The sequence below is a fragment of the Cutibacterium acnes genome (assembly GCF_003030305.1).
In the GTDB taxonomy this organism is placed as follows: Bacteria; Actinomycetota; Actinomycetes; order Propionibacteriales; family Propionibacteriaceae; genus Cutibacterium; species Cutibacterium acnes.
The window spans coordinates 531502-554193 of sequence record NZ_CP023676.1 but is presented as its reverse complement, the minus strand read 5'-3'; the positions used below and the strand labels follow the sequence as shown (position 1 = coordinate 554193).

The window sequence follows — 22692 nt, the reverse complement described above, 5'->3', positions numbered from 1 at the left end:
CAGCGACCCCAGTTTCGACACACTCCACCTGGTTCGGTTTTTACAAAGGAGACCCGATGACGGAGTACGACGAAACATCTGACGCCGAGTCCCCCAGCGGCTCAGCCCTGCTGAAAATGGGGACGTGGCTACGCCGCGGTACGACGTCGCCCGACACACGCCAGCTATTTCTGGAGGGCGGACGCGACGCCGACGTCTTCTACCGCAAGTGTTGGTCCCATGACAAGGTCGTGCGCTCCACCCACGGAGTGAACTGCACCGGCTCGTGCTCATGGAAGATCTACGTCAAGGAAGGGATCATCACCTGGGAGTCCCAGCAGACTGACTACCCCTCCACCGGCCCGGACATGCCCGACTACGAGCCGCGAGGATGCCCGCGTGGCGCGTCATTCAGCTGGTACGAGTACTCCCCCACACGAATACGTCACCCCTATGTGCGCTCAGTCCTGCTTGACGCGTGGCGAGACAAACTCGCCGAATTCGGCGATCCAGTGGACGCTTGGGCATCCATCACCAACGACCCAGAGCTCTCCCAGGCATACAAGTGCGCCCGCGGGCACGGAGGCATGGTGCGTGTCTCATGGGAGGAAGCCACCCAGATCATCGCGGCAGCCTACGTGCACACCATCAAGGCCTACGGTCCCGACCGCATCGCCGGGTTCTCTGTCATCCCGGCCATGTCAATGGTGTCCTACGGAGCCGGCTCCCGGTTCACTGAACTACTCGGTGGCACTATGTTGAGCTTCTACGACTGGTATGCCGATCTTCCCCCAGCCAGCCCTCAGGTATTCGGCGACCAAACCGACGTGCCAGAGGCCGGTGACTGGTTCAACTCCCAATACCTCATCATGTGGGGATCCAACGTCCCCGTGACACGTACCCCAGACGCGCACTTCATGACCGAGGCGCGCTACCACGGCCAGAAGGTCGTCGTCGTGAGCCCGGATTATGCCGACAACACGAAGTTCGCCGACGAATGGCTGCGCGTCGCTTCGGGAACCGACGGAGCTCTTGCCATGGCCATGGGTCATGTCATCCTCTCGGAATTCCATGTCACACGTCGCGAACCAATGTTCCTTGACTACATGCGTCGCTACACCGACTCTCCCTTCCTCGTCGAACTAGACCGTTTCGACCGCCCACAGGCCGACGGCGCGGCATATGTACCCGGAAAGTTTCTCACCGCCGACAAGGTCAATCTCCAGACGCGCCCGGATCACCCCGAGTTCCGTCCCCTGGTGATGGAGGCTGACGGGTCGCTTAAGGATCCCGGTGGAACCTTGGCCGATCGATTCTCCGAGTCGGGCGTCGGACACTGGAATCTTGATCTCGATGGCGTCAACCCCGTCATGAGCATGATGGACGTCAATTCCTGGGAAGCCGTAGAGATCGTCCTGCCCCGCTTCGACCTGCCCTCCAGCCCGGACCAGACGAGCCTAGGTGCCGGCATCGTGCACCGCGGAGTACCAGCCCGTCGCATCGGTGACCGGCTAGTCACCACAGTCTACGACCTCCTGCTTGCCCAATACGCCGTTAGCCGTGAAGGTCTGCCCGGCCAATGGCCTAGCGGTTACGACGATCCCACGGTGCCGGGCACTCCCGCCTGGCAGGCCGAGCTCACCGGCGTGCCAGCAGCTGCAGCCGAACGCATCGGTCGCGCGTTCGCGCTGAACTCGCTGGAGACCGGTGGACGGTCCATGATCGTTATGGGAGCAGGGGTCAACCACTTCTACCATGCCGACGAGATCTACCGGACATTCCTGGCATTGACGAACATGTGTGCTACCCAGGGCGTCAACGGTGGCGGATGGGCCCACTATGTCGGCCAGGAGAAGGTGCGCCCGTTCACTGGCTGGGCCAACTACTCGTTCGCGCTGGACTGGGCACGTCCGGCACGTCAAATGATCGCTACTGCCTGGTACTACCTCACCACCGACCAGTGGCGTTATGACGGTGCCCGTGCCGAGAGCATAGCTTCCCCCCTGGGCAGCGGCTCGTTCGCCGGCCGAACCACTGCAGACTGCATGGTGTACTCGGCCCGCCGCGGATGGACGCCGAGCTACCCGACCTTCACCCGCAACCCGCTAGATCTTGCCGACGAGGCCGCCGCTGCCGGGATGGAACCAGCCGAGTACATCGCCCAGAAACTGACTGACGGTTCCTTGGGCTTCGCCTGCGAAGACCCCGACGCCACCCAAAACTATCCACGACTGCTGGCCAACTGGCGCACCAACCTGCTGGGCTCCAGTGCCAAAGGCACCGAGTTCTTCATGAAGCACATGCTTGGCTGCGAGAATGACGTCAACGCCACCGAGCTAACTGAGGGCAAGCGTCCTACCGACATCCGTTGGCGCGACGACACCCCTCCCGGCAAACTCGACCTCATGTGGACCGCGGATTTCCGCAACACGTCCACCACACTGCATTCGGACGTCGTCCTGCCAGCCGCGACATGGTATGAAAAACACGACTTGTCGAGCACCGACATGCATCCCTACGTTCATTCCTTCAACCCGGCTGTGGATCCACCATGGGAGGCACGTACCGACTTTGAGGTGTTCCGGACCTTGGCATATTCCGTCTCCCAGATGGCCGTAAAACATCTGGGGACCCGCACCGACATCGTCGCCGCACCGTTGATGCACGACACCCCCGACGAAATGACGACGCCCGCCGGTTCCGTCAGCCGTGAGCAAGAAGCCTGGATACCCGGAGTGACGATGCCAAAGCTTGTCACCGTGGAGCGTGATTACACCCAAATCGGCGCGAAGTTCGACACCCTCGGTCCACTCACCGAAAGCCTCGGCATGGTGACTAAGGGGGTGCCGTTCCATCCTGATCCGGAAGTCGCCGACCTAGCACAACGCCACGGCGTCGCCACTTCTGGCCCTGGTGCAGGGCGCCCGCTCCTCGACACCGCGATCAAAGCTTGCGACACAATTTTGGCCACCTCGGGTACCACCAACGGCCGCCTAGCCACTGCCGGATTTGAACAATTAGAAGCCCGCACAGGTACGAAGCTGACCGACCTATCGGTGGGGTCACAGGATCGCAGAGTGACATTCACCGACACGGTCATTCAGCCTCAACCCGTCATCACCTCACCCGAGTGGTCGGGTTCGGAGCATGGGGGGCGTCGCTACTCAGCCTTCGTCATTAACATGGAGCGGCACAAGCCGTGGCATACCCTCACCGGACGAATGCACTATTACTTGGATCACGACTGGATGCGTGACATGGGTGAGAGCCTTCCAATCTTCCGCCCTCCACTCGACGTCGCACATATCTACGATGAGCCACCTGCCGGATACACAGGCACTGATGCCGATGGCGCGGCAGTCGTATCGGTGCGGTACATGACCCCACACAACAAGTGGGGCATCCACTCGCAGTACTACGACAACTTGCACATGCTCACGCTGGCCCGAGGAGGCCAGACGATCTGGATGTCTCCCGCCGACGCCGCGAAGATCGGGGTGTCCGACAACGACTGGGTGGAGGCGTACAACCGCAACGGCACGGTTGACGCCCGGGCCATCGTCAGTCATCGGATCCCGGAAGGGACGGTGTTCATGTACCACGGCCAGGAACGCACTGTGAACACCCCGCTGACCGAACGTTCAGGAAAGCGTGGCGGCACCCACAATTCCCTGACTCGTATCTTGCTGAAACCCAGCCATTTCATCGGCGGATACGCCCAGCTCAGTTACGCCTTCAACTACTACGGCCCCACCGGCAACCAACGTGACGAAGTGACGCTCATTAGGCGTCGCGGCCAGGAGGTGACGTTCTGATGAAAGTCATGGCACAGATCGCGATGGTGATGAACCTTGACAAGTGCATCGGCTGCCACACCTGCTCAGTGACATGCAAACAGGCCTGGACAAACCGTGAGGGCACGGAATACATGTGGTTTAACAACGTCGAGACTCGGCCCGGCGTTGGCTACCCGCGCGGCTGGGAAGATCAGGAACGCTGGAGGGGAGGCTGGAAGCGCACCCGTTCCGGGAAACTGGTCCCCTATCAGGGAGGGCGTTTGGCCACCTTAGGCAAGATTTTCGCCAATCCGAACCTGCCCGCCAAGAAGGACTACTACGAGCCGTGGACTTACGAATACGACCAACTACTGGCGTCCCCATCGACTCAGCACATTCCCACTGCCCGAGCAAAATCAGCCCTCACGGGTGAGCACAAGGACACCATCGACTGGGGCCCCAACTGGGATGACGATCTTGGTGGCTCCATGGAAACCCTCGATCAGGACCCAGTCCTACACCAAATGAACCTCACGGTACGCAAGTCCATTGAGGATTCATTCATGTTCTATCTGCCGCGCATCTGCGAACACTGCCTCAACCCGACATGTGTTTCTGCCTGCCCATCTGGGGCGATCTACAAGCGTGCCGAGGATGGAATCGTCCTTGTCGACCAGGACCATTGTCGCGGCTGGCGCATGTGTGTGTCCGGCTGCCCGTATAAGAAGGTGTTCTTCAACCATCACAGCGGCAAAGCCGAGAAATGCACACTGTGCTATCCACGGCTGGAAGTCGGACAGCCAACAGTGTGCTCGGAAACTTGCGTTGGACGACTGCGCTACCTGGGGGTGCTCCTCTACGACGCCGACCACGTCACCTGGGCCGCATCTCAGCCCGACCCACGTACCCTGTACGCCGCCCAGAGAGACATCCTCCTCAACCCCAACGACCCCGAAATCATCACACAAGCCAAGGCCAACGGCGTCCCACACTCTTGGATCAAAGCAGCCCAGGCGTCACCGGTATGGCAGCTCATCAGCCGCTATCAGATTGCCCTACCCCTGCACCCTGAGTACCGAACACTGCCGATGGTCTGGTACGTACCACCTCTGTCACCAGTCGTCGACGCTGTCAGCGCTTCGGGCAACGACGGGGAAGATCACAGAGTGCTGTTGGCCGCGATTTCCCAGATGCGCATTCCGCTTGAGTATCTCGCCGGCCTATTCACTGCTGGAGCCACGGCTCCAGTTGAGCTCTCACTTCGTCGTCTGGCTGCAATGCGCTCCTACATGCGAGACATCTTTTTGGGGAATGAAGCAGACGAAACGATCCCCGAGGCAGTGGACATGACCGGCGAGGACATACAGAGTATGTACCGACTGCTGTCCATCGCCAAGTACGACGACCGCTACGTCATTCCCACCACCTGCAGCGGCCTACCCGACGGAATCGCCGACCTGGGTCGCTGCCCCGTGAGTGGAAGCCTCGAAGCCTTCCACAGCATCTCCTCCCCGGTCAGCGCCCCAGAGGGCACACCCACCTTGCCGCTGGAGGTGATCTGAGGTGGGTGTCTTCTTAGGCGCACCACGCATACCAGTGTCGACCCACGTGGATGCCTCTCTTGCCCAGCGCCGCGTGGTTCACATGGCGACGAGTCTGCTACTGGATTACCCGGACGAGCAACTCACCCAAATCATTACGGCGGTGCGCCACGATCGCGACCTCATGCCCGCCGTGGTAGCCGATGAAATTACCGCCTTCTGCGGTGTGGCAGAGAGCTGGGGGCTGCGTGCCCTACAGGAGCACTACGTCGAGACCTTCGACCAGCATCGACGTTGTGCGCTGTACCTCAGCTATTACTCAGCCGGCGACACCAGAGAACGGGGGGCTGCAATCCTGGGATTCCGGGAAGTCATGCGCAGTGCCGGGTTCGAGTTGGACCATGCCAACGAGTTGCCCGATTATCTGCCCGTCGTATTGGAGTTCTCGGCACGCGCCAGCGAGGGCGACACGTTGTTGCGCGCCAATCGAGAGGCGTTGGAAGTTATTAGATCAGCACTGGTCACGGCGTCTAGTCCCTACGCACACCTTCTAGAGGGTTTGTGTCTCATCCTGTCACCTCTAGATAAGAAGACCCTCGCCCGCTATCAGAAACTCATCAGCCAGGGGCCGCCCGTTGAGATGGTAGGTCTCGCCGCCACGGATCCCGTATCAACCCTCGGGAGGCAGTTGTGAACACAAATCTATTGGTATGGCTGGTACTGCCTTATCTGTCGATCATCCTCCTCATCGGAGGGATGATCTGGCGGTACCGCACTGATCAGTTCGGATGGACGAGCCGATCAAGCCAGTGGAACGAGCCGTCCATCCTGCGCTGGTCGTCACCACTGTTCCACTTCGGGATCCTCTTCGTCTTTCTGGGACACGTCTTGGGACTTGTCATCCCCCAGTCATGGACTTCCACCATCGGAATCACCGAGGACACGTATCACGTCATGGCGACCGTTCTGGGGAGTGCAGCCGGGCTGGCGGCCCTCGTCGGACTCCTCGGGCTGTTGTACCGCAGGTTCATGACAAAGTCGGTGCGCCTCACGACAACCACCATGGACATCGTCACCTATGTGCTGCTCACTCTGACAGTCACGCTGGGGTGCTGGGCCACCGTACACCAGCAGATGATTGTCGGCGGCTACAATTACCGCGATACTATCGGTCCATGGTTCCGCTCCATCGCGCTGTTTCAGCCTCGACCAGAACTAATGGCCACGGTACCATTAGATTATAAGCTACATGTTATGGCTGGGATGGTCCTGTTCAGCGTATGGCCATTCACTCGGCTGGTGCACGTCGTTTCTGCACCAGTAAGCTACCCGACAAGGCCATACGTCATATACAGGTCCAAGAACGGCCATCTGGGATCTTCATCGCGACACTACGGATGGTGATATGAGCGGGCAAGGAATAGGCGAAATTCTCACCACCATTGCATCGCTCACCCCTGCCCAGCAGTCAGTCCTCAAAAAAGTATCGCTCCACGCGGGACCAGTGACGATTACCGACTTAGCCAGAGAATCCAAGTTACACGTCAACACGATTCGGGAGCCCCTCAACGTACTGGTGTCCTTGGGGTTGGTGGAACGCGAGAAACTCCCAGCAGCAGGCCGGGGCCGTCCATACTGGGGATACACGAGCCGGACCTTGTCCGGACCAAATTCACCGGCCGATCTGTTACGGCACCTGAGCCGGTCGACAATCCGGTGGATTCGCGACACCAGCGACGATCCCGTCGCCGCCGCGAGAAGCCTGGGAGAGCACCTGGGCGACGACGCTTTAGCGATGGCCAACGTCCCGGATCACACGGAGCACTCCCCCAGTGACAAATTCAGCCTGGCCGATCATATGACGAAAATCCGCGTGTTCCTCACGGCTTTCGGTTTCTCCGCCGAGCCCCATCCGACGAATCCAACCGCTTTGATACTTCGAGCTTGTCCATTCGTCGATCCCAATGACACCGATCCAGTTGCCATGGCAATCCAGCAAGGCATGCTGTACCGGGTGATCGAGCGCACCGGGGGTAACTCCGTGCACGTCACGCTCCATCACGAGGAAGACTCCGCGCCCTGTGAGTTAGTCCTGACCCCGAACTTCACTAACGCAGCGAGCTGAGCCGTAAAAGCCTTTTTCGGGTTCTCAAGTAGCTGGGACACAACGCCATCCTCGATGATCCGGCCGTGCTCCAGAACAACCAATCGTCCGGCCACCGTCATCGTGTCGGCGACATCATGGGTGATGATCAGAGCCGTCATATTGGTGCGATCCAACTGAGACTTCAGCAAGTCGCGCACTCGTATCTGAGCGTCAATGTCAAGTGCGGCAGTGGGCTCGTCGAGTACCAGAACGGCCGGTTCTACGGCGAATGCCCGAGCCAGACCTACTAGCGCCGCCTGGCCACCTGAGAGTTCTCCACCGCGACGTGCAGCAAGGTGAGCGCATCCCACCGCAGCGAGTTGGGCATAGGCCACCTTCTGCGCCTGTGCTCGACTTAAGCCATGACAGCGTGGACCGTAGGCGACGTTGTCGAGCACCGACATGTGCTCGAAGATGAGCGCGTCCTGGGTGAGCAAACCAACTCCGCGGCGTCCAGGCAGTACGATGCGACCATCCCCGGCGTCAACAAGCTGCCGGCCGATGCACACCCGACCACGATCCAAGGCAAGCAGTCCAGTCACGACACTCGCAAGGGTCGACTTCCCCGCCCCGTTAGGCCCCATGACGGCGACAACCTCGCCGGGCTCGACATCCAGCCTCACGTCCCATGAACGAGCGCTCACCTGCCCGTCGACGTGGATCGCGGCTGCGGCTGAACCGATCGGCTCATGTCCGGCCGACGCACCCCTGACTCGAGACACTGAATCGTCATGAGCCTGGGGAGACCAGACAGTCACCGCACTCGTACCCAAGTTAGTAGTGATCGACGATTGTTCAGGCAGGTCCTTCCCAGGATCACTCTGCTCGCAGACATGCTGCTCATACGGAGTCCCCCTAGTGCCAGCCAGCTCATAATTTCCTTGTCCCGTCAGGCCTTCCTCCACAAGCGGTGGCTCGTTTCGTCGCCACGATCGCTGACTCGGTTGCCACTGGGTGAGCCCCGCAACTATCGCTCCGACTACCACCAAGACGAGCCCTAACGCCATGGCAGTATCCGAATCGGTCTCACGAGCCAAATACACTTGAAGCGGCATTGTCCGGGTGACGCTCTGCAGCGATCCCGCGAAAGTGATCGTCGCCCCAAACTCGCCCAAACATCGAGCCGCAGCCAGCGCCGTCCCACGTCCCAGAGCCGAGGCCACAGTGGGCATAGTGATAGTCCTGAGTACCCGCCACGGCCCCGCTCCCAAGGCTGCGGCTGTCTGCTCTAACTTCCACGACCGGGTTCGGATAGACGACTCAAGTGCGGTGACAAGGAAGGGTAACGAGACGTAGACCTGTGCCATGACGACGGCCGCCGTGGAGAACGCGATGGAGATGCCTGCAGCGTGTAACGACGCCCCTATCATGCCGCGTCTACCAAATGTCGCCAATAAGGCCAAACCGGCGACCACCGGCGGTAGCGACAGCGGCAACAGCACAAGTACTCGTACCGCTGCTACACCGTTCCAGTCACGGGCCAGTAACAGGGCAATAGGTACTCCCAGAAACACGTCGATGACCGTGGCAATCACACAGGTGCGCACGCTCAACCACAGCGCATCCTGAGCCTCCGGTGAGGCCATGATTGCCGGAATCCGAGCCCAAGGCACTTCATTACCCATCCCCACCAAAGGCAGGACGAGCACGCAAATGCCCACCACGGCGAGGATAACGATCCACATCGGCATTGGGGCTGGATCGAACAGTCGGCGCCGGGTTTTCACACTGATGGTCCCATGCACAGCACCACTACACTCGTTCATCGCACCGCGATGTCTCCCCGGTAACCGCCCATGTCCGCTTCGCAGGGCGATTGGAACCGGTACCGGGCTGTCGCTTCACACCTATCACGGCCCGGAAAACCCATCATCCGAGAGGATCTTCTGGGCATCAGCCGACATCACGTACTCGACGAACCTTTTAGCCAGGCCCTGGTGGGTGGCGCCGACCGCGGTCGCTATCGGGTAATGATTGACGACCTCATTGGCTCGACCGATCGGTATCACGTCCACTTTGTTGCCAGCCGCGAGCGCGTCCGTGCGATAGACGATCCCCACATCGGCTTCCCCAGACTCAACTTTGCCCCGAACATCAGTGACCTTCTGTTCCTCGCTCACCGGCTTCAACGTGACGCCCAGCTTGTTGGCGAGTTTCCTCGTCGCGTTGCCGCAGGGCACCTCTGGGGCGCATATGACAAGCTTGGCGCCACGCAGCGAAGAGTTCAATCCGGTCACCCTCGCCGGATTATGTGCAGGGGTAACAAGGGTGAGCACGTTGCTGGCGAACTGACGTGGGACATTCACTAAGTTCTGCTCAACCGCTTTGTTCATGCTCCTTTGATCAGCGGTGGCCAGGACATCAGCCGGGGCCCCCTGGGCCATCTGGGCGACCAGGTTCTGGGACCCTTCAAAGGAAAACTGCACGTCGACCCGGGGATACTTGCGCTCAAATTGCTCGCCGATCTGCTCGTAGGACCTTGTGAGGGACGCAGCGGCAAAGACGGTCAACCTCGTCGGGGCTGCCGAGGGCTGGGTAGAAGACGGCCCACTGCCGCACGCCGCAAGCAACACCGCTGCTACTGCTGCAATGGCGCAGGTCCGCAGCGAGACTCTTGACATCTCGATCACCTGGTAACGGGTAGCTGAAGGGACACATTGGTCGCCTTGACCTGAGCTACAGCGATCGAGCCGACCTGCAGACCGAGCTCACGCACGGCCTCGGTGGAGACCAGTGAAACAATGCTCAGGTTGCCGGTGACCAGTTCGACCTGGCTCATCACTTTGTCGCTGATAACCTTGGCAACGATACCCCGGATGTGGTTGCGCATCGACTGGGTCTGCGCGCCATCAGCGAGGTCTTGACGCTCCTGCTGCTGGGTGACGAGGAACGCAGCAAGACTGGCACCGTCCACACGAAGTCGACCTGTGGTGTCTTTAGCGGCGCGAACGTGCCTCTGATCGATCCAGCGACGCACTGTGTCGTCAGAGACCCCTAGCAGGGCCGCCACGTCGGAAACCCGATGGGAGGGAGGATGCGGACTCATTATGCTCATATCGGTAAACTCCGTAAAAGTGGCCCATAATTTCCGTATTCGCGGAAGAATTTGATGCCTTCATCCGAATATCTGGAACATAGGTTATCTCATTTACCCGCAAAATCTCTTAGCGTCGGGCTCACGAGCTCTGGCTCACTTCATCTGTACAGTGCCGACGTATATCCTCGAGTCGACAGAAGTTCGGCCACGTTAGCGATGACATGACCACACCACAGGCAGACCGGGAGGACGGTGAGGTCATGAGCGCCGCGACGGGCCAGAGTGCCGCCCACCATGGTCTGCCGGACCGTTTCGGACGGCTGGCTACCGACCTGCGGGTCTCGGTAACCGACCATTGCAACCTGAGGTGCACCTATTGCATGCCCGCCGAAGGCATGGACTGGTTGGCCAACCGTGACCTGCTCACCGACGACGAGATCATCCGTGTCATTGGCATCGGGATCGAGCGACTCGGCATCACCAAGGTGAGATTCACCGGCGGGGAGCCCCTGTTGCGCCCTAGTCTGGAAAACCTGGTGGCCGCAACGTCGACGCTGCGCCGCACGAACGGTACCCCACCGATCACCGCGCTAACGACCAACGGGATCGGCCTGGACCGGCGTGTCGACGGTCTCGTCGAGGCCGGCCTAGATCGGGTCAACATCTCCCTGGACACCGTGGACCGCGAACGGTTTGCCACCATCTCCCGACGAGACCGGCTCGCAGACGTCGTGACAGGGATCGACGCAGCCCTCGCCGCACGACTATTAGTCAAGATCAATGCCGTCCCCCAGATCGACTCCTACCGCCGTGACATTCCCGAGTTGCTCGTTTTCTGCCTGGACCGCGGTCTAGAACTACGATTCATCGAGTTCATGCCGATCGGGGCGAATGGCTGGAAACGGGAGGCAACCGTCAGTGCCGACGACATCCTCACCGTGGTCCGAGATGCAGGTTTCAGCATCACCGCTGACCAGGCTGCGCGCGGCTCCTCACCCGCGCAACGCTGGTCGGTGAGCTCGCGGCACACACGCCCCGGATGGCTGGGGATCATCGCCTCAGTGACTCGACCGTTCTGCGCAAACTGCTCGCGCACCCGGCTCACCGCCGACGGCCAGATCCGCAACTGCTTGTTCGCTGACCAAGAGGCCGATCTGCGTTCCCTGCTACGCTCAGGAGCCAGCGATGACGAGATCATCGCCGTATGGCAAGGTGAAATGTGGTGCAAAAGCGCCCACCACGGGGTTGACAACGGGAGTTTTGCCAACTCCCGGCGTCGCATGTCTGCCATTGGAGGGTGAATATGCAAGTGCACTACTACGGCGGCACAGCTGAGGCTGCCGGAACCAGTGAGGAGACGGTGGAGACGCCAACCGGCCTGTCCGTCAATCAGTTACTCGACCACCTTCGTAACCTGCACCCGGGCTTGGGACGACTGCTGGGAGTGTGCACCCTGTTCGTCGACGGATCTGCTGTCCGCGGTGAACAGATCGTGCCCGCGAGAGCCCAGGTTGAGGTCCTTCCACCATTTGCAGGAGGGTGAATGCACGCCAAGATCAGTGACGAGCCGCTGAACGTCGCCAAGGTCGTCAGCTTGGTGAGTGACGACCGCAGTGGCGCTGTCGTGACTTTCACCGGAGTGGTTCGCAACCACGATGGCGGCCAGTCCATTACAGCCATCGACTATAGTGCCCACCCCCATGCCACGCAGATCTTGGCAGACCTAGTCGAACAGTGCGCCACGCGCGATGGCGTCCACGGCGTAGCTGCCGAGCACCGAATCGGCCACGTGGAGGTCGGCGGGACAGCGATGGTCGTGGCCGTGTCGGCAGACCACCGCGGGCAAGCATTTGAGGCGGCCTGTGAATTCGTCGACGCCGTTAAGGAAAGCCTGCCGGTGTGGAAGTGCCAATGGCTCACTGACGGCTCCCACGAATGGGCCGGGCTGCCCGGGGAGGAGCCGTGAGCAGCTCTCGTTCCAGCGTGCCCGCCACGACGCCAAAGCCAGTGAGCATCGCACGGCACCTGCAACTGGTCTCCTCACTGGCTACCGCACCCAAGACAGTCGAACTACCGCTGGCCGAGTGTCTGGGGCTAGTCAGCGCCGAACCAGTTACCGCCCGACTGACGGTACCGCCGTTCACCAACTCTGCGATGGACGGGTTCGCGGTGCGTCACGCCGACGTGTCCGAGGCCACTGTGCACACCCCTGTCACGCTCCCGGTCACCAATGACGTACCCGCCGGATCTCCCGCCCACCGGCCTCTCGACCCCGGAACCGCCCAGCGCATCATGACCGGTGCCCGCATGCCCGAGAACGCCGACACCGTCATCAAGGTGGAGGACACCGATCATGCTCCCGGAACTGTCGACGCCCCCGCGACGGTGACGATTTTTCGCACCCCCTCAACCGGTGCCAATGTGCGACGCCGTGGTGAGGCTCTGGCCACCGGCGCCACGGTGCTGCCTGCCGGGAGAAGACTGACCCCCGAGGCACTGGCCGCTGCAGCCGCAGTAGGTCATGGCAGTCTGCGAGTTCACCCGGCCCCTCGGGTCGGTGTCCTTGCGACAGGTTCGGAGCTTGGCGGGGCTGGTGAACCGCTACATCGTGGCAAAATCCCCGATTCCAACGGCATCATGTTGGGTGGTCTGGTGCGCACACACGGAGGAGTCGTCGAGCAAACCCGCGTACCCGACGACCCGGAACGCCTGCGCGAACTCGTCCGCTCCTGGCGGGTGGACCTGATTGTCACAGCTGGAGGCATCTCCATGGGGGCCTACGAGGTCGTGCGGCAGGGGCTGCCCGAACTCACCTTCCACCATGTGGCCCAGCAACCCGGAGGCCCCCAAGGGGCTGGAATGGTGGCCGAGACGCCCGTGCTCGCCCTACCGGGCAACCCGGTCGGGGCCTACGTGAGTTTCCACGTATACGTCGCCCCACTGCTGGCACGGTTACGCGGCCTGTCACCCGATCTCATTGACGCGACACCCGCCGGAGTGACAGCACCCATAGACCCGCTGCTGGGACGTCGCCTGGTACGTGCCCGAGCCGGTGCTCCGTGGCGCTCCCCAGCAGCCAAGACTCAGTTCATGCCAGTGTGTTGGAACGGCGAGAATGTCGAGCCGGTGCACGCGCTGGGGTCAAAATCCCACTTAGTGACAAGTCTGCCTCTGGTAGAGGGCCTGGCGGTGGCGGGTCCCGGAATCGATCACGTGGACTCCGGCGACGAGTTGAGCATCCTACTGACGGGAGGAGTTACACATGACCTCAAACCCATTCACCCACCTGCGTGGTAACGGATCGGCTCACATGGTCGACGTCACGACAAAGACACCCACGGTGCGCGTGGCGACGGCGGAATGCTGCGTGGTGTGCTCCGAGCCGATCATGACTGCCCTGCGCGACGAATCGGTCCCCAAAGGGGACGTCCTCGCCGTGGCCCGCATCGCAGGTATCCAGGCCACCAAGCACACTCCAGACCTCATCCCCCTGGCGCACCGCATCGGTGTGCACGGGGCAGAAGTGGACCTGTGGCTGGAGCCTGACCGGGTAAGGATCCGTGCCACAACCCGTACCACCGATCTCACCGGAGTGGAGATGGAAGCGCTCACCGCTGTGACGGTGGCTGCCCTCACCGTCGCCGACATGGTCAAGGGAGTCGATCGCGGCTTCGCCATCGAGCACGCGGTGATCACTCACAAAGCCGGTGGACGCAGCGGCGAGTGGACCAGGAGCGACGACCAATGAGCCCCGAGCAGGTGACAGAACCCGTCACCGGTTCTCTCGACGACGAGCTGGACCAGTTCGCGGCAGTGTTCACCATCCTAGGTTCTTTGCACTATCAAGTCCCTGACGCTGATCACCTCCATGAGTTGCTGCAGATGATCGACGAGTGGCCACTGAGCCGCCCCCGGTCACCCAGCCGGATGGAAGAAGGCCTGCAGATGTGGCGGCTTTCACGCGAAGAGGCAGAGTCTCGACAGGTCGTGGTCGCCGACCACGACCACCTCTACGGTGACTCCGCAGTCGCCCTGGTGCCACCTTACGAGTCAGCGCATCGCAACCGGGAGGGGCTGGTCTTCGACGAACACACCCTGCAAGTGCGTGCCGCCTACGCCCGTCTCGGGCTTGCCGCACCTCATCTCCACCGCGAACCTGACGATCACATCGGTCTGGAATTGGAGTTCTTGGCCCAGGGATGTTTACGCGTTTTGGATGCCCGAGAAGACGGTCACGCTGACGAGAGTCACCAGACGCTCGCGATAGTCGCCAATTTCTTACGCACCCACGTGCTCGCCTGGGCACCATCGTTCCTGTCACGTGTCAGTGAGCAAGCCCAAACCTCCTTCATGAAAGGGGTCGCCCTACTCACTATCGCTACACTTGACGAGTTCGACCGATGTTTAGACAGTGTGACGTAGCTCATCAATAGCAGATCGACACCGAGGTATTGACGGGGTCGGAGACTGGCTGTTCTTAGACGCACAACACGCCTGCCTGCCTTAAGCCGGGCCACGCTACGTAGCGCAGTTGGTGATCCCCAGCGTCCACCCCCGAGTACTACTGCGTGCTAGCTCCCCACAGCAAAAGCCTTGTCAAATTAGCGCTGTGACGACTTCGCGCCTGCTGCCGAGTAACACCACCTCTGACCAACCGCCGTTGCCCACAAATACGCCACGATGACTCATATACTCATTCGCCTCGCCGCTAGGTGTCCTCGTCTGATAACAAGAACCCTTATACTTCGCACGCCACGCGACGACCACGCTGGAAAGCTATACCCCTACCGACCTTGTAGCGGCTATTTCTACCACTTCCGGCTACCACGCCCGACTGTTTACGCTTGTCAGCGGCGTTTCACCACCGAACAGTGGAGCATAGGGGATTCGAACCCCTGACCTTCTCATTGCGAACGAGACGCGCTACCAACTGCGCCAATGCCCCAACAACGCGGCTACGCTACCACACCTGGGCAACCCGCGCCATGCTACGAATCATTCGGCGTAGGCCACGTTAACTTCGAAGCCCTGACGATCAGCCTCCACACAACAGTGCCGATAACCCCGCCGGCCACCACCTGGGCACCGCACGGGCTCTGCCCAGGACGACATGGGCAACACAAGTGTCATTGTGTCAATCCCATGTCGCCAGAACTCGGTTCAGGCCGACGCAACTCCGACGATCCCCGAGGGACCTTCGTGAGCCTCCGCAACATGCTCACCGTCGGACCGCTCGACCGGCTTCTCGGCAACGACAGGAGTGTCGACCTGACCGGGAACTGGTCCGGGCGCGGACAGGTCAATAGTGCGGACCGTCCGAGCACCCAGCGGCGTCGAAACATAGGTCGGAGCAGTGACGACGACGTCGTCCCACAGTGAACCTTCCGGAGCTGTCACTGGGCGGTCGAGGTCGATCGTCCAGGAGGTGGGCTCGTCCTCGGCGCGAAAGGGTTCCGTACCCACCTCCAATTCCACCGTGTCCTCGTCCCATCCCTTATCGATGAGCGCGTACCTGCGATCGAAACGCTTGGCCATGGCCACCACAGACCAGCGGGCAAGGGCAAAGAAGCCCACCAACAACAGTACGAAGATGGCGACCAGCCACCACGGCGTCACGTCAGTAATAGCAAGCACCATCGCCAGCGCCGTCAGCCCCAATAACACCAACATTGTCGTCATCCGCCGTCGGGCAGCTACCGCCCATGAACGCCTCAGATCCCAACGTGCATAAGACCTTGTGTATGGGGTGGACAGCTCCACCCGAGGATTCTCGTCGGTGTCGTTAGGAGTGACTGTGCAAGAGCCCCGAGACACCACGCTCATAGTGTCCGGAAAGTCCTCGTGCTTGTCGTCAGTAACCTCTTGAGACCGTCGTCGATTGACAACCATAGGGACAAGGTAGGCGATCCATCCTACGAGAACGATAGCGATGAGGACAGCTTGGAGGGCTTGCACAAATGACACGCTACGGGGATGCTTCGGTGTGTCGCGGGGACCACAACCGGAGTGTCGGGAAACGAATCACAACGATGTGGTTCAGCCCTCGTCCTCCTCCAGCGCAAACCCGGGAAGAAGGTGGTTGACCAGGTAGTTGCGCAGCACTCCGCCGGGATAATCGTCAGTTAATAAGCGGAACACACGATGGTCGCGCCACTGACCATCGATATGCAAGTATGCCGGCCGCATCCCCTCCTCTGCCAGGCCAAGTTTTTCAACGACGCGCAAACTCTTCGTGTTCTCTGGCCGCACGCAGATCTCGACGCGGTGCAATCCCATAACCTGAAAGACGTAATCGCACGCCAACGCCACCGCGGTCGGTGCAACCCCCCTACCGGCGTAGGCGGAAGCCACCCAATAGCCCATTGAGCACGACATCGCAGATCCCAACGAAATCGACGACACCGTCAATTGCCCGATAAGGGGCGTAGTGTCTCGGTTCAGGGCAGGACGATCGGGCCAACCATCATCCCACCCAATCGCCCACGGCAAAAATGTGCCTTCTTTGGCACGCCGGCGATTTCGGGTAATCATCATGCGGTAGCCGCCAACCCGCTCATGAGAGCCAGGAGGCTTGGTGGCCTCCCACGGGCCTAGCCAGTCCCAATCGAGCTCCCGTGTCGTCGTCCACCTCGCCTCGTCAGCACGCCGCATCGGGCGCAGCACAACCCCGCCAGCCTGCATAGTCACTGGCCAGTGGTGATGCCGCGGCATCGACACTCCCCACGGCATACGAGGCGAGGCCACGACATCACCCCAATCGCCAACAGGTCAGCGGCATGCCGGTAGGAACTGGCTCATCCCCCGCCCCGACAACAGCGATGGCATCGGCCATCGACAAATCGACAACGTGGGTGACGTCGCCCATTCCTGCTCGCGATAGCACCGGGCGGCCACCCACCCGTGCTAGACGTACTGGAACGAACGTGGTGGATTCCGGATGCCGCGCAATCGGTCGATCTGTCTCAGCCTTGAGCTCCTCGACCGGCGGAAGCCCGGACAATTTGCGCAGCAGAGGCTGCACAAAGGCCATGAAGGAGACCAGAGCTGGCCCAGGCCCGACCGGCAAGACGATGAGAGGGACCAAACCGGGATCTATCAGGGCGAACACTTGATTTGCGCCCGGCTCCATCGCCACCCTGGCGAAGTCAGTACCTCCCATCGGTGGCAACACCGATGGCACGGGGTCCTGCTGACCCACAACTATCCGGTCGCTCGTGGCGATCACGAGGTCAGCCCCACGTCCAGCATTCGCCAGCAATCGCGTCAACTCACTGTCACTGGAGGTGTTGGTGGAGACGACAGTGACATTCACATCGAGTGCTCGGGTAGCAGACTCGATGGCAGCAGCAGTGGCATCAAGAGAGGCAATGTCCTCGGCACCATTGGCCCGCGCCTTCCGCTCAATCTCCGCACGTTGGTCCTCATCAGCGCGCACCGCAACAATGACGACCTTGGGGCGCGGACGGACGAACACCTCGTCGATTCCGGCCGAAGCGAGCACCGAGATGATACCTGGGTGCAGGATCGTCCCGTTACGTACCAGAACCTCGCCGCGGCCGTAATCCGAGCCCGCGAGTCGGGCACCGGCCCATCTCTTCACCGGAGAAAACAACACAATGTCGCCGTCGACATTGAGCAGATCCGGTGGTAAGACGCAGTCGGTCCCCTCAGGAAGCAGCGATCCAGCCATGACCCGCACAGCAGTACCAGGGATTACCGGGCTAGGTGGGCGTCGATCCACCTGGATCTCAACGGCATCGGGACGTCCGGCCATTCGAGTCGACGCCGAGTCGAGGGCGTAGCCATCAATGACCGCCGTCGTCACGACTGGAACGTCATGGGGCGCATGAACGTCCTCACAAACAGCCAGACCGACAGCTCTCGGCACCTCCACGGCTACTGGTGGGACGGCCTGCACCAAGCTGCATAGGTAGTCACGATGATCGTCGACAGACCGACGACCTGACATATCTGTCTCCGGCGCTCCTGGCAGGCCGAGGGGCTCCGCTTCGGGTTCGGGGGCCTCGACCTGCTTCTTCCTGTGGAACAACGCCATAGCATCACCCTAGAGGGCGTTCTGCCGTCTGCCTGGCAGCGACTCGGCTAGGGCGTAGCATGAGTCAGTGACGACAGACCATGTTCCGTCAGATAGGAGACCCGCCGGAGTGGATCCTCGAAGCGGCAAGGAGGAGTTACGACGTCGCTGCCTGGCTCATCGTGCCGCATTGGATCACCGAACGCGGATGAGCCGCGACGATCGGCGCACCGAACATGCTATGAGCCGGTTGCTATGGGCTCACAAGGTCGCCCTTTACCTCTCTCGTAGTGATGAACCCGACACCGTGGATCTCGCCGACACTCTCATCATGATGGGCAAGAAGGTACTGGCACCCGTTCTGACTGACGGTCATGGTCGCTCCCTCCATGAACCGGCGTGGGCGTGGTACGACAGCAAGAACGTACGGACTGGTCTGTGGCAGATCCCCGAGCCGATAGCCCCTATTCTCCCTGCCTCGGCGATCGACCAGGTCGAGGTGGTGCTGTGCTCGGCACTCTTCGTCGATCGATCCGGATACCGCGTCGGAGTGGGCGGTGGCTGGTACGACCGCGTCCTTGCCCACCGGGCCGATGACGTTCCAGTGTGGGCGGTCGTCAATGACGACGAGATCCTTGACGAGGTACCCCACGACCCATGGGACGAGTCTGTCACGGCGGCTCTTACCCCCAGTGGACTGCACATGCTGGGCCAGTAAGTGGTCCGAGATTTCCTGGTACCCCGTAACACGCCTATCATTCGACAGGCGCCCGATACCGCCAGAACGAGGAGACCATGCCCACCTACCAATACCAATGCAATGACTGCGGCCGTGACCTCGAGGTTGTGCAAAGGTTCAGCGACCCGTCGTTGACTATCTGCCCGTCCTGCGAGGGTGATCTGCGCAAGGTCTTCAGCGCGGTCGGGGTGGTTTTCAAAGGTTCAGGGTTCTACTCCACCGACAATCACACCAAGGGCGCATCAAAGGCAGCCACCGGGGATAGCTCTTCGCCAACGGCCTCAGAGCCCTCGACGAAGTCTGAACCGGCCTCGTCCTCATCTTCCTCGACGGCGAAAGCCTCCGAGAGCGCATCCTGACATGAGCTTGGCTCAAACACGTCAAAATTGCCCTGTGGATAACTGAAAAATCTGCTCTCCCCTGCCGATAACTGTGGGTGTGAGACTGACAGCGAAGTACTCCCAGGATCCCCGACGCCTAAGCCGTACCCATAAACCTGCGCGGCGACGTGTGCACGTCATGGTGGCCCGTCACCGACGCGGGTTAGCCGCGCTTCTCGCGGCCCTCGCAGTGCTTCTAGTAGCATCCCCAGGAATGGCAGCCTCGTCATCTGGACGTGAGGTCATCGTCGCCGCGCACGCCATTGAGGGCGGTCGCGTCATCCAACGCTCTGACCTTCACACCGTCCGGATCGATCCTGGTGTTCTCCCCCACGAAACGGCCACTCTTGCGCAAGTGGAAGGCCGCCAAGCATCGATACGGATCACCGAGGGAACGATTTTGACGTCCTCAGCGGTCCTCTCCGGGTCCGCCGTAGGGTCTGGAAAAGCACTCGTCGGCATTCACTTGGCCGACTCATCAATGGTCGGAATGTTGCAGGTAGGCCAGCGGGTATCCGTTGTCTCTCCTAGCGAGGACGGAACTCCGCACGTCCTGACGCGCGGCGCCATCATTCGGAGCCTGCCTACCAGCGGGGGCGGACTCATCCAAGGCTCTCCGTCAACGGAGCTCGTCGTTGTGTCCACCGGGTCGGCCGATGCCGCAGCAATCGCGGTAGCTGGCCAGGGACAGCCTTTAGGATTGGTGGTGGAGTGAATGTGCAGCTCACCAGACACAGCGAAGAGTATTAGCGACGCCTTCCCAGTACCGTTACGGTTTTAGTTTGCGGGCAGCACACCAACCCGAAGGGAGCCCTATGAAGGGATTCAAAGATTTTCTGATGCGCGGTAATCTCATTGAACTAGCCGTCGCATTCATCCTTGGCGGCGCATTTTCCACCGTCGTCAAATCGTTTACGACAATCATCATGGACTTGATCGGCAAGCTGGGCGGCACCCCGAACTTCTCTGGCTGGGTTCCAGGCGGGGTCCACGTCGGTGCCTTCATCACCGACGTCATCTCCTTCTTCGTCATGTCCTTCGTCATTTATTTCGGGCTCATTAAGCCCATCGAGCTGGCTACGGAGAAGCTCAAGCGCACCAAAGACGAACCAGTGGCTGCCCCCACCACCGCCGACCTACTCATCGAGATTCGCGACGAACTGCGTTCCCGTCCGGTCAAGTGAGGACACGCCAGAGCTGCCAGACTCAGTGCAATAAGCTGTGCGGTGGACGCTCGGCTAACAGACGAGCTTCGTCTGGCCCAATGACCACCGCGCCCCGGTGGACCGTAGCAGTTAAGCCATCTAGCCCAGCGATCCGACGCGCCTGGGCTAGTACCGCTCCGTAGCGAGCGAACTCCAGGCCTGGGGACAAATCGTCGGGAATCGGGCCGGGCCAAGATCGCCCGGCTTGCTGGAATTCGGCGCGCCTGTTCGCCAGCCGGTTCGCCGGCCACCCTTCCTCGGCCAGCCACTCCACGACGTCGACGGCCTGCCATCCTGGGTTGTCAGGAGCGGTAAGTCGCTGTCCGGTCAAGACCGCGGCCACCGCCTCCCAGCATTGTCGATCCGGTGTCACTTTTTCGCGCCAAGGACTTCGCCAGTGAGCACGGTCCCGTCCGGAATCGTCTGAGGCTTCTCAGTATCCAGCGAAACATCCCCCGCAACGACAACCTCCGAACCAAAGGTCCAGTCTCCTTTGACCTTCAGCGAGGTGGCGCGGCGCAGCGATGGCGGTTCAGGGATGCGATCGTCGAAATCACCAATCTTTTTATAAAAATCCTTGTCAAGATCGACTGCGCAGGTCATGTCGGTGGTCTTGACGAGGTGGTCCGAATCGTCGAGGTCATAAACATCAGACCGAAGCAGCAGCAGCTCGTTGGTCGTTTTGACCGGCAAGAACCGGGACCGATGAACACAGATACAGGTAGCGCCTTCAAAGACCTCGATAGCGCCCCCCATAGCGGACTCAATCTGGATGACAGGAGTCGACGAGGAATCCTTCGGGTCGACCGTCTTCTCGTTGCGAATAATTTGCAGGCCCATCACGCCGTGTCGCTCGTCCAGCACCTTCTTGAGGGCTTCAAGGTCAAACCACAGATTGTTGGTGTGGAAGAAGGGGTGACGATGCTCGTCGGTGAAGTAATCCATTTCCTCTTCTGCTGTCTGTGCCGTATCGCGCAGGATGAGCTGATCATCAGACTTACGAATGGCCAGGTGGCCACCCTTCTTGTCGTTAATAGTGCGGCGGCACAACTCGGCAGCGTAGGGAGCACCCGACGCCGCAAACCAGCCGGCGAGACGACCGTCCGGAACGGCACCAAGATTGTCACCGTTGGATACCGAGGCGTATTGGTATCCAGCCTCGAGCAGATGGTCGAGGACGCCGGATCCAAGCAGAGCGGTGTAGAGGTCGCCGTGACCCGGAGGACACCACTCGAGGGAGGAGTCCTTCGGCCACTCAACCGGGGCGAGGGTCTCAGCGTCGAGCTTAGGCTCCTGATCCTGCAGGAAGTCGAGCTCTAGGCCGTCGACAGCCAACTCTGGATATTTCTCGAGGGCCTTGAGGGTGTCCTCGCGGGTATTGAAGGAATTCATGAACATCAGCGGCAATCGAGCGCCGAAAGTCTTGCGAGCCGAGAGCACCTGGGTAGCGATGATGTCGAGGAAGGACTTGCCGTCACGAACCTCGAGCAGCGACTTAGCTCGGTCGAGGCCCATCGAGGTTCCGAGCCCGCCATTGAGCTTGATGATGACGGTCTTGTCGAGGGCCTCAGCAGCCTGCTCCTCGCTGACCTCAACGTCGTCGAGCATTGGCGGATTCGTGAGCGGTGAGATGGTGTCCTCGCGGATGAGTCCGGTATCGCCGGTCTCGAGCTGGTGGTAGTAGGAAGTGAAGACCTCGATGGCGACAGGATCGACACCTGCCTCGGTCATCTTCTGGCGTGCAGCCGCAAGTCCTTCTTCACTCATCCTGGCCCCCTTGCGTGTTAACGAACGCCGTCATTGTACCGAGAAGATGTACCGAGAAGAGCCCACTGACAGGCCAGAGCACGCCAC

At 60.8% G+C, this 22692-nt stretch carries 23 protein-coding genes and 1 tRNA gene; 15 read left to right on the top strand and 9 right to left on the bottom strand.

All coding sequences use genetic code 11. The annotated features are described in order from the left end of the window. Window positions 1-56: 56 nt before the first annotated feature. From CPA42_RS02785 to CPA42_RS02765, 5 genes are all read left to right on the top strand, one after another. Window positions 57-3794 (top strand): nitrate reductase subunit alpha, encoded by a 3738-nt coding sequence (locus CPA42_RS02785; RefSeq protein ID WP_024513542.1) that lies wholly within the window; start codon window positions 57-59, stop codon window positions 3792-3794. Continuing rightward, window positions 3794-5317: a nitrate reductase subunit beta gene (narH, locus tag CPA42_RS02780; protein WP_002516689.1), complete on the top strand. Its 1524-nt coding sequence runs from the start codon at window positions 3794-3796 to the stop codon at window positions 5315-5317. The genes CPA42_RS02785 and narH overlap by 1 nt, the downstream gene beginning before the upstream one ends. Window positions 5318-5399: 82 nt before the next feature. Next, window positions 5400-5990, top strand: coding sequence for a nitrate reductase molybdenum cofactor assembly chaperone (gene narJ, locus CPA42_RS02775; RefSeq protein ID WP_002518800.1), 591 nt, complete (start codon window positions 5400-5402; stop codon window positions 5988-5990). Next, the gene (gene narI / locus CPA42_RS02770) at window positions 5987-6700 is read left to right on the top strand and encodes a respiratory nitrate reductase subunit gamma (RefSeq protein ID WP_002516742.1); all 714 of its coding nucleotides are present in this window, start codon (window positions 5987-5989) and stop codon (window positions 6698-6700) included. The genes narJ and narI overlap by 4 nt, the downstream gene beginning before the upstream one ends. Window positions 6701-6800: 100 nt before the next feature. Next, window positions 6801-7421, top strand: coding sequence for a helix-turn-helix transcriptional regulator (locus CPA42_RS02765; protein ID WP_002518799.1), 621 nt, complete (start codon window positions 6801-6803; stop codon window positions 7419-7421). Here the strand turns inward: CPA42_RS02765 and CPA42_RS02760 are convergent. From CPA42_RS02760 to CPA42_RS02750, 3 genes are all read right to left on the bottom strand, one after another. Then, on the bottom strand, window positions 7355-9133 hold the full coding sequence (locus CPA42_RS02760; protein ID WP_002516717.1) for an ABC transporter permease: 1779 nt from the start codon (window positions 9131-9133) through the stop codon (window positions 7355-7357). The genes CPA42_RS02765 and CPA42_RS02760 overlap by 67 nt on opposite strands. Window positions 9134-9292: 159 nt before the next feature. Beyond that, window positions 9293-10072, bottom strand: coding sequence for a molybdate ABC transporter substrate-binding protein (modA, locus tag CPA42_RS02755; protein WP_002516669.1), 780 nt, complete (start codon window positions 10070-10072; stop codon window positions 9293-9295). Next, the gene (locus CPA42_RS02750) at window positions 10069-10497 is read right to left on the bottom strand and encodes a TOBE domain-containing protein (protein WP_002518798.1); all 429 of its coding nucleotides are present in this window, start codon (window positions 10495-10497) and stop codon (window positions 10069-10071) included. The genes modA and CPA42_RS02750 overlap by 4 nt, the downstream gene beginning before the upstream one ends. Before the next feature lie 203 nt (window positions 10498-10700). Here CPA42_RS02750 and moaA point away from each other — a divergent pair, with 203 nt between their 5' ends. From moaA to CPA42_RS02720, 6 genes are read left to right on the top strand one after another with little or no spacing between them, the layout of a single operon-like run. After that, window positions 10701-11780, top strand: a complete 1080-nt coding sequence (moaA, locus tag CPA42_RS02745) for a GTP 3',8-cyclase MoaA (protein ID WP_002516682.1) — start codon at window positions 10701-10703, stop codon at window positions 11778-11780. Window positions 11781-11782: 2 nt separating this feature from the next. After that, the gene (locus tag CPA42_RS02740) at window positions 11783-12022 is read left to right on the top strand and encodes a MoaD/ThiS family protein (protein ID WP_002516690.1); all 240 of its coding nucleotides are present in this window, start codon (window positions 11783-11785) and stop codon (window positions 12020-12022) included. Next, window positions 12023-12445 (top strand): molybdenum cofactor biosynthesis protein MoaE, encoded by a 423-nt coding sequence (locus CPA42_RS02735; protein WP_002516732.1) that lies wholly within the window; start codon window positions 12023-12025, stop codon window positions 12443-12445. Continuing rightward, window positions 12415-13776: a molybdopterin molybdotransferase MoeA gene (locus tag CPA42_RS02730; protein ID WP_002518797.1), complete on the top strand. Its 1362-nt coding sequence runs from the start codon at window positions 12415-12417 to the stop codon at window positions 13774-13776. Before CPA42_RS02735 ends, CPA42_RS02730 begins: the two co-directional genes overlap by 31 nt. Before the next feature lie 13 nt (window positions 13777-13789). Further along, window positions 13790-14227, top strand: coding sequence for a cyclic pyranopterin monophosphate synthase MoaC (gene moaC, locus CPA42_RS02725; protein WP_002518796.1), 438 nt, complete (start codon window positions 13790-13792; stop codon window positions 14225-14227). Further along, window positions 14224-14901 (top strand): TorD/DmsD family molecular chaperone, encoded by a 678-nt coding sequence (locus CPA42_RS02720; RefSeq protein ID WP_002516721.1) that lies wholly within the window; start codon window positions 14224-14226, stop codon window positions 14899-14901. Before moaC ends, CPA42_RS02720 begins: the two co-directional genes overlap by 4 nt. Window positions 14902-15351: 450 nt before the next feature. Here the strand turns inward: CPA42_RS02720 and CPA42_RS02715 are convergent. From CPA42_RS02715 to CPA42_RS02700, 4 genes are all read right to left on the bottom strand, one after another. Next, window positions 15352-15424 (bottom strand) — tRNA-Ala (locus CPA42_RS02715). A 215-nt stretch (window positions 15425-15639) separates the two neighbouring features. Next, window positions 15640-16434, bottom strand: coding sequence for a hypothetical protein (locus tag CPA42_RS02710; RefSeq protein WP_002516709.1), 795 nt, complete (start codon window positions 16432-16434; stop codon window positions 15640-15642). A gap of 81 nt (window positions 16435-16515) precedes the next feature. Next, a complete protein-coding gene (locus tag CPA42_RS02705; protein WP_002525190.1) occupies window positions 16516-17160 on the bottom strand; it encodes a GNAT family N-acetyltransferase in 645 nt (214 codons plus the stop codon). 67 nt (window positions 17161-17227) lie between these two features. Next, window positions 17228-18535 carry a MoeA family protein gene (locus CPA42_RS02700; protein WP_002516639.1) on the bottom strand — a complete coding sequence of 436 codons (1308 nt, stop codon included), beginning with the start codon at window positions 18533-18535 and terminating at the stop codon, window positions 17228-17230. A gap of 109 nt (window positions 18536-18644) precedes the next feature. Here CPA42_RS02700 and CPA42_RS02695 point away from each other — a divergent pair, with 109 nt between their 5' ends. The 4 genes from CPA42_RS02695 to mscL all read left to right on the top strand — a co-directional run bounded on the left by CPA42_RS02695 (window position 18645) and on the right by mscL (window position 20817). Beyond that, window positions 18645-19232: a 5-formyltetrahydrofolate cyclo-ligase gene (locus tag CPA42_RS02695; protein ID WP_002516638.1), complete on the top strand. Its 588-nt coding sequence runs from the start codon at window positions 18645-18647 to the stop codon at window positions 19230-19232. 77 nt (window positions 19233-19309) lie between these two features. Next, entirely contained in the window at window positions 19310-19612 is a 303-nt protein-coding gene (locus tag CPA42_RS02690; protein WP_002522255.1) for an FmdB family zinc ribbon protein, read from the top strand. 160 nt (window positions 19613-19772) lie between these two features. After that, window positions 19773-20348: an SAF domain-containing protein gene (locus tag CPA42_RS02685; RefSeq protein ID WP_008599056.1), complete on the top strand. Its 576-nt coding sequence runs from the start codon at window positions 19773-19775 to the stop codon at window positions 20346-20348. Window positions 20349-20448: 100 nt separating this feature from the next. Continuing rightward, window positions 20449-20817: a large conductance mechanosensitive channel protein MscL gene (mscL, locus tag CPA42_RS02680; RefSeq protein WP_002516650.1), complete on the top strand. Its 369-nt coding sequence runs from the start codon at window positions 20449-20451 to the stop codon at window positions 20815-20817. 22 nt (window positions 20818-20839) lie between these two features. Here the strand turns inward: mscL and CPA42_RS02675 are convergent, their stop codons facing one another. Together CPA42_RS02675 and CPA42_RS02670 are read right to left on the bottom strand one after the other, a co-directional pair. Beyond that, on the bottom strand, window positions 20840-21211 hold the full coding sequence (locus CPA42_RS02675) for a hypothetical protein (protein WP_002518790.1): 372 nt from the start codon (window positions 21209-21211) through the stop codon (window positions 20840-20842). Beyond that, the gene (locus CPA42_RS02670; RefSeq protein WP_002516708.1) at window positions 21208-22605 is read right to left on the bottom strand and encodes a UTP--glucose-1-phosphate uridylyltransferase; all 1398 of its coding nucleotides are present in this window, start codon (window positions 22603-22605) and stop codon (window positions 21208-21210) included. Before CPA42_RS02670 ends, CPA42_RS02675 begins: the two co-directional genes overlap by 4 nt. Between the last annotated feature and the right edge of the window lie 87 nt (window positions 22606-22692).

Bases quoted from the DNA above. Each gene is read 5' to 3' on its own strand.
- CPA42_RS02785 (WP_024513542.1), top strand. From the start codon at position 57: ATGACGGAGTACGACGAAACATCTGACGCCGAGTCCCCCAGCGGCTCA.
- moaC (WP_002518796.1), top strand. From the start codon at position 13,790: ATGGTCGACGTCACGACAAAGACACCCACGGTGCGCGTGGCGACGGCG.
- CPA42_RS02760 (WP_002516717.1), bottom strand. From the start codon at position 9,133: ATGCCGATGTGGATCGTTATCCTCGCCGTGGTGGGCATTTGCGTGCTC.
- narJ (WP_002518800.1), top strand. From the start codon at position 5,400: ATGGCGACGAGTCTGCTACTGGATTACCCGGACGAGCAACTCACCCAA.
- CPA42_RS02700 (WP_002516639.1), bottom strand. From the start codon at position 18,535: ATGGCGTTGTTCCACAGGAAGAAGCAGGTCGAGGCCCCCGAACCCGAA.
- CPA42_RS02690 (WP_002522255.1), top strand. From the start codon at position 19,310: ATGCCCACCTACCAATACCAATGCAATGACTGCGGCCGTGACCTCGAG.
- CPA42_RS02750 (WP_002518798.1), bottom strand. From the start codon at position 10,497: ATGAGCATAATGAGTCCGCATCCTCCCTCCCATCGGGTTTCCGACGTG.
- CPA42_RS02720 (WP_002516721.1), top strand. From the start codon at position 14,224: ATGAGCCCCGAGCAGGTGACAGAACCCGTCACCGGTTCTCTCGACGAC.
- CPA42_RS02685 (WP_008599056.1), top strand. From the start codon at position 19,773: ATGGTGGCCCGTCACCGACGCGGGTTAGCCGCGCTTCTCGCGGCCCTC.
- mscL (WP_002516650.1), top strand. From the start codon at position 20,449: ATGAAGGGATTCAAAGATTTTCTGATGCGCGGTAATCTCATTGAACTA.
- CPA42_RS02670 (WP_002516708.1), bottom strand. From the start codon at position 22,605: ATGAGTGAAGAAGGACTTGCGGCTGCACGCCAGAAGATGACCGAGGCA.
- moaA (WP_002516682.1), top strand. From the start codon at position 10,701: ATGACCACACCACAGGCAGACCGGGAGGACGGTGAGGTCATGAGCGCC.
- CPA42_RS02705 (WP_002525190.1), bottom strand. From the start codon at position 17,160: ATGCAGGCTGGCGGGGTTGTGCTGCGCCCGATGCGGCGTGCTGACGAG.
- CPA42_RS02735 (WP_002516732.1), top strand. From the start codon at position 12,023: ATGCACGCCAAGATCAGTGACGAGCCGCTGAACGTCGCCAAGGTCGTC.
- CPA42_RS02730 (WP_002518797.1), top strand. From the start codon at position 12,415: ATGGGCCGGGCTGCCCGGGGAGGAGCCGTGAGCAGCTCTCGTTCCAGC.
- narH (WP_002516689.1), top strand. From the start codon at position 3,794: ATGAAAGTCATGGCACAGATCGCGATGGTGATGAACCTTGACAAGTGC.
- CPA42_RS02740 (WP_002516690.1), top strand. From the start codon at position 11,783: ATGCAAGTGCACTACTACGGCGGCACAGCTGAGGCTGCCGGAACCAGT.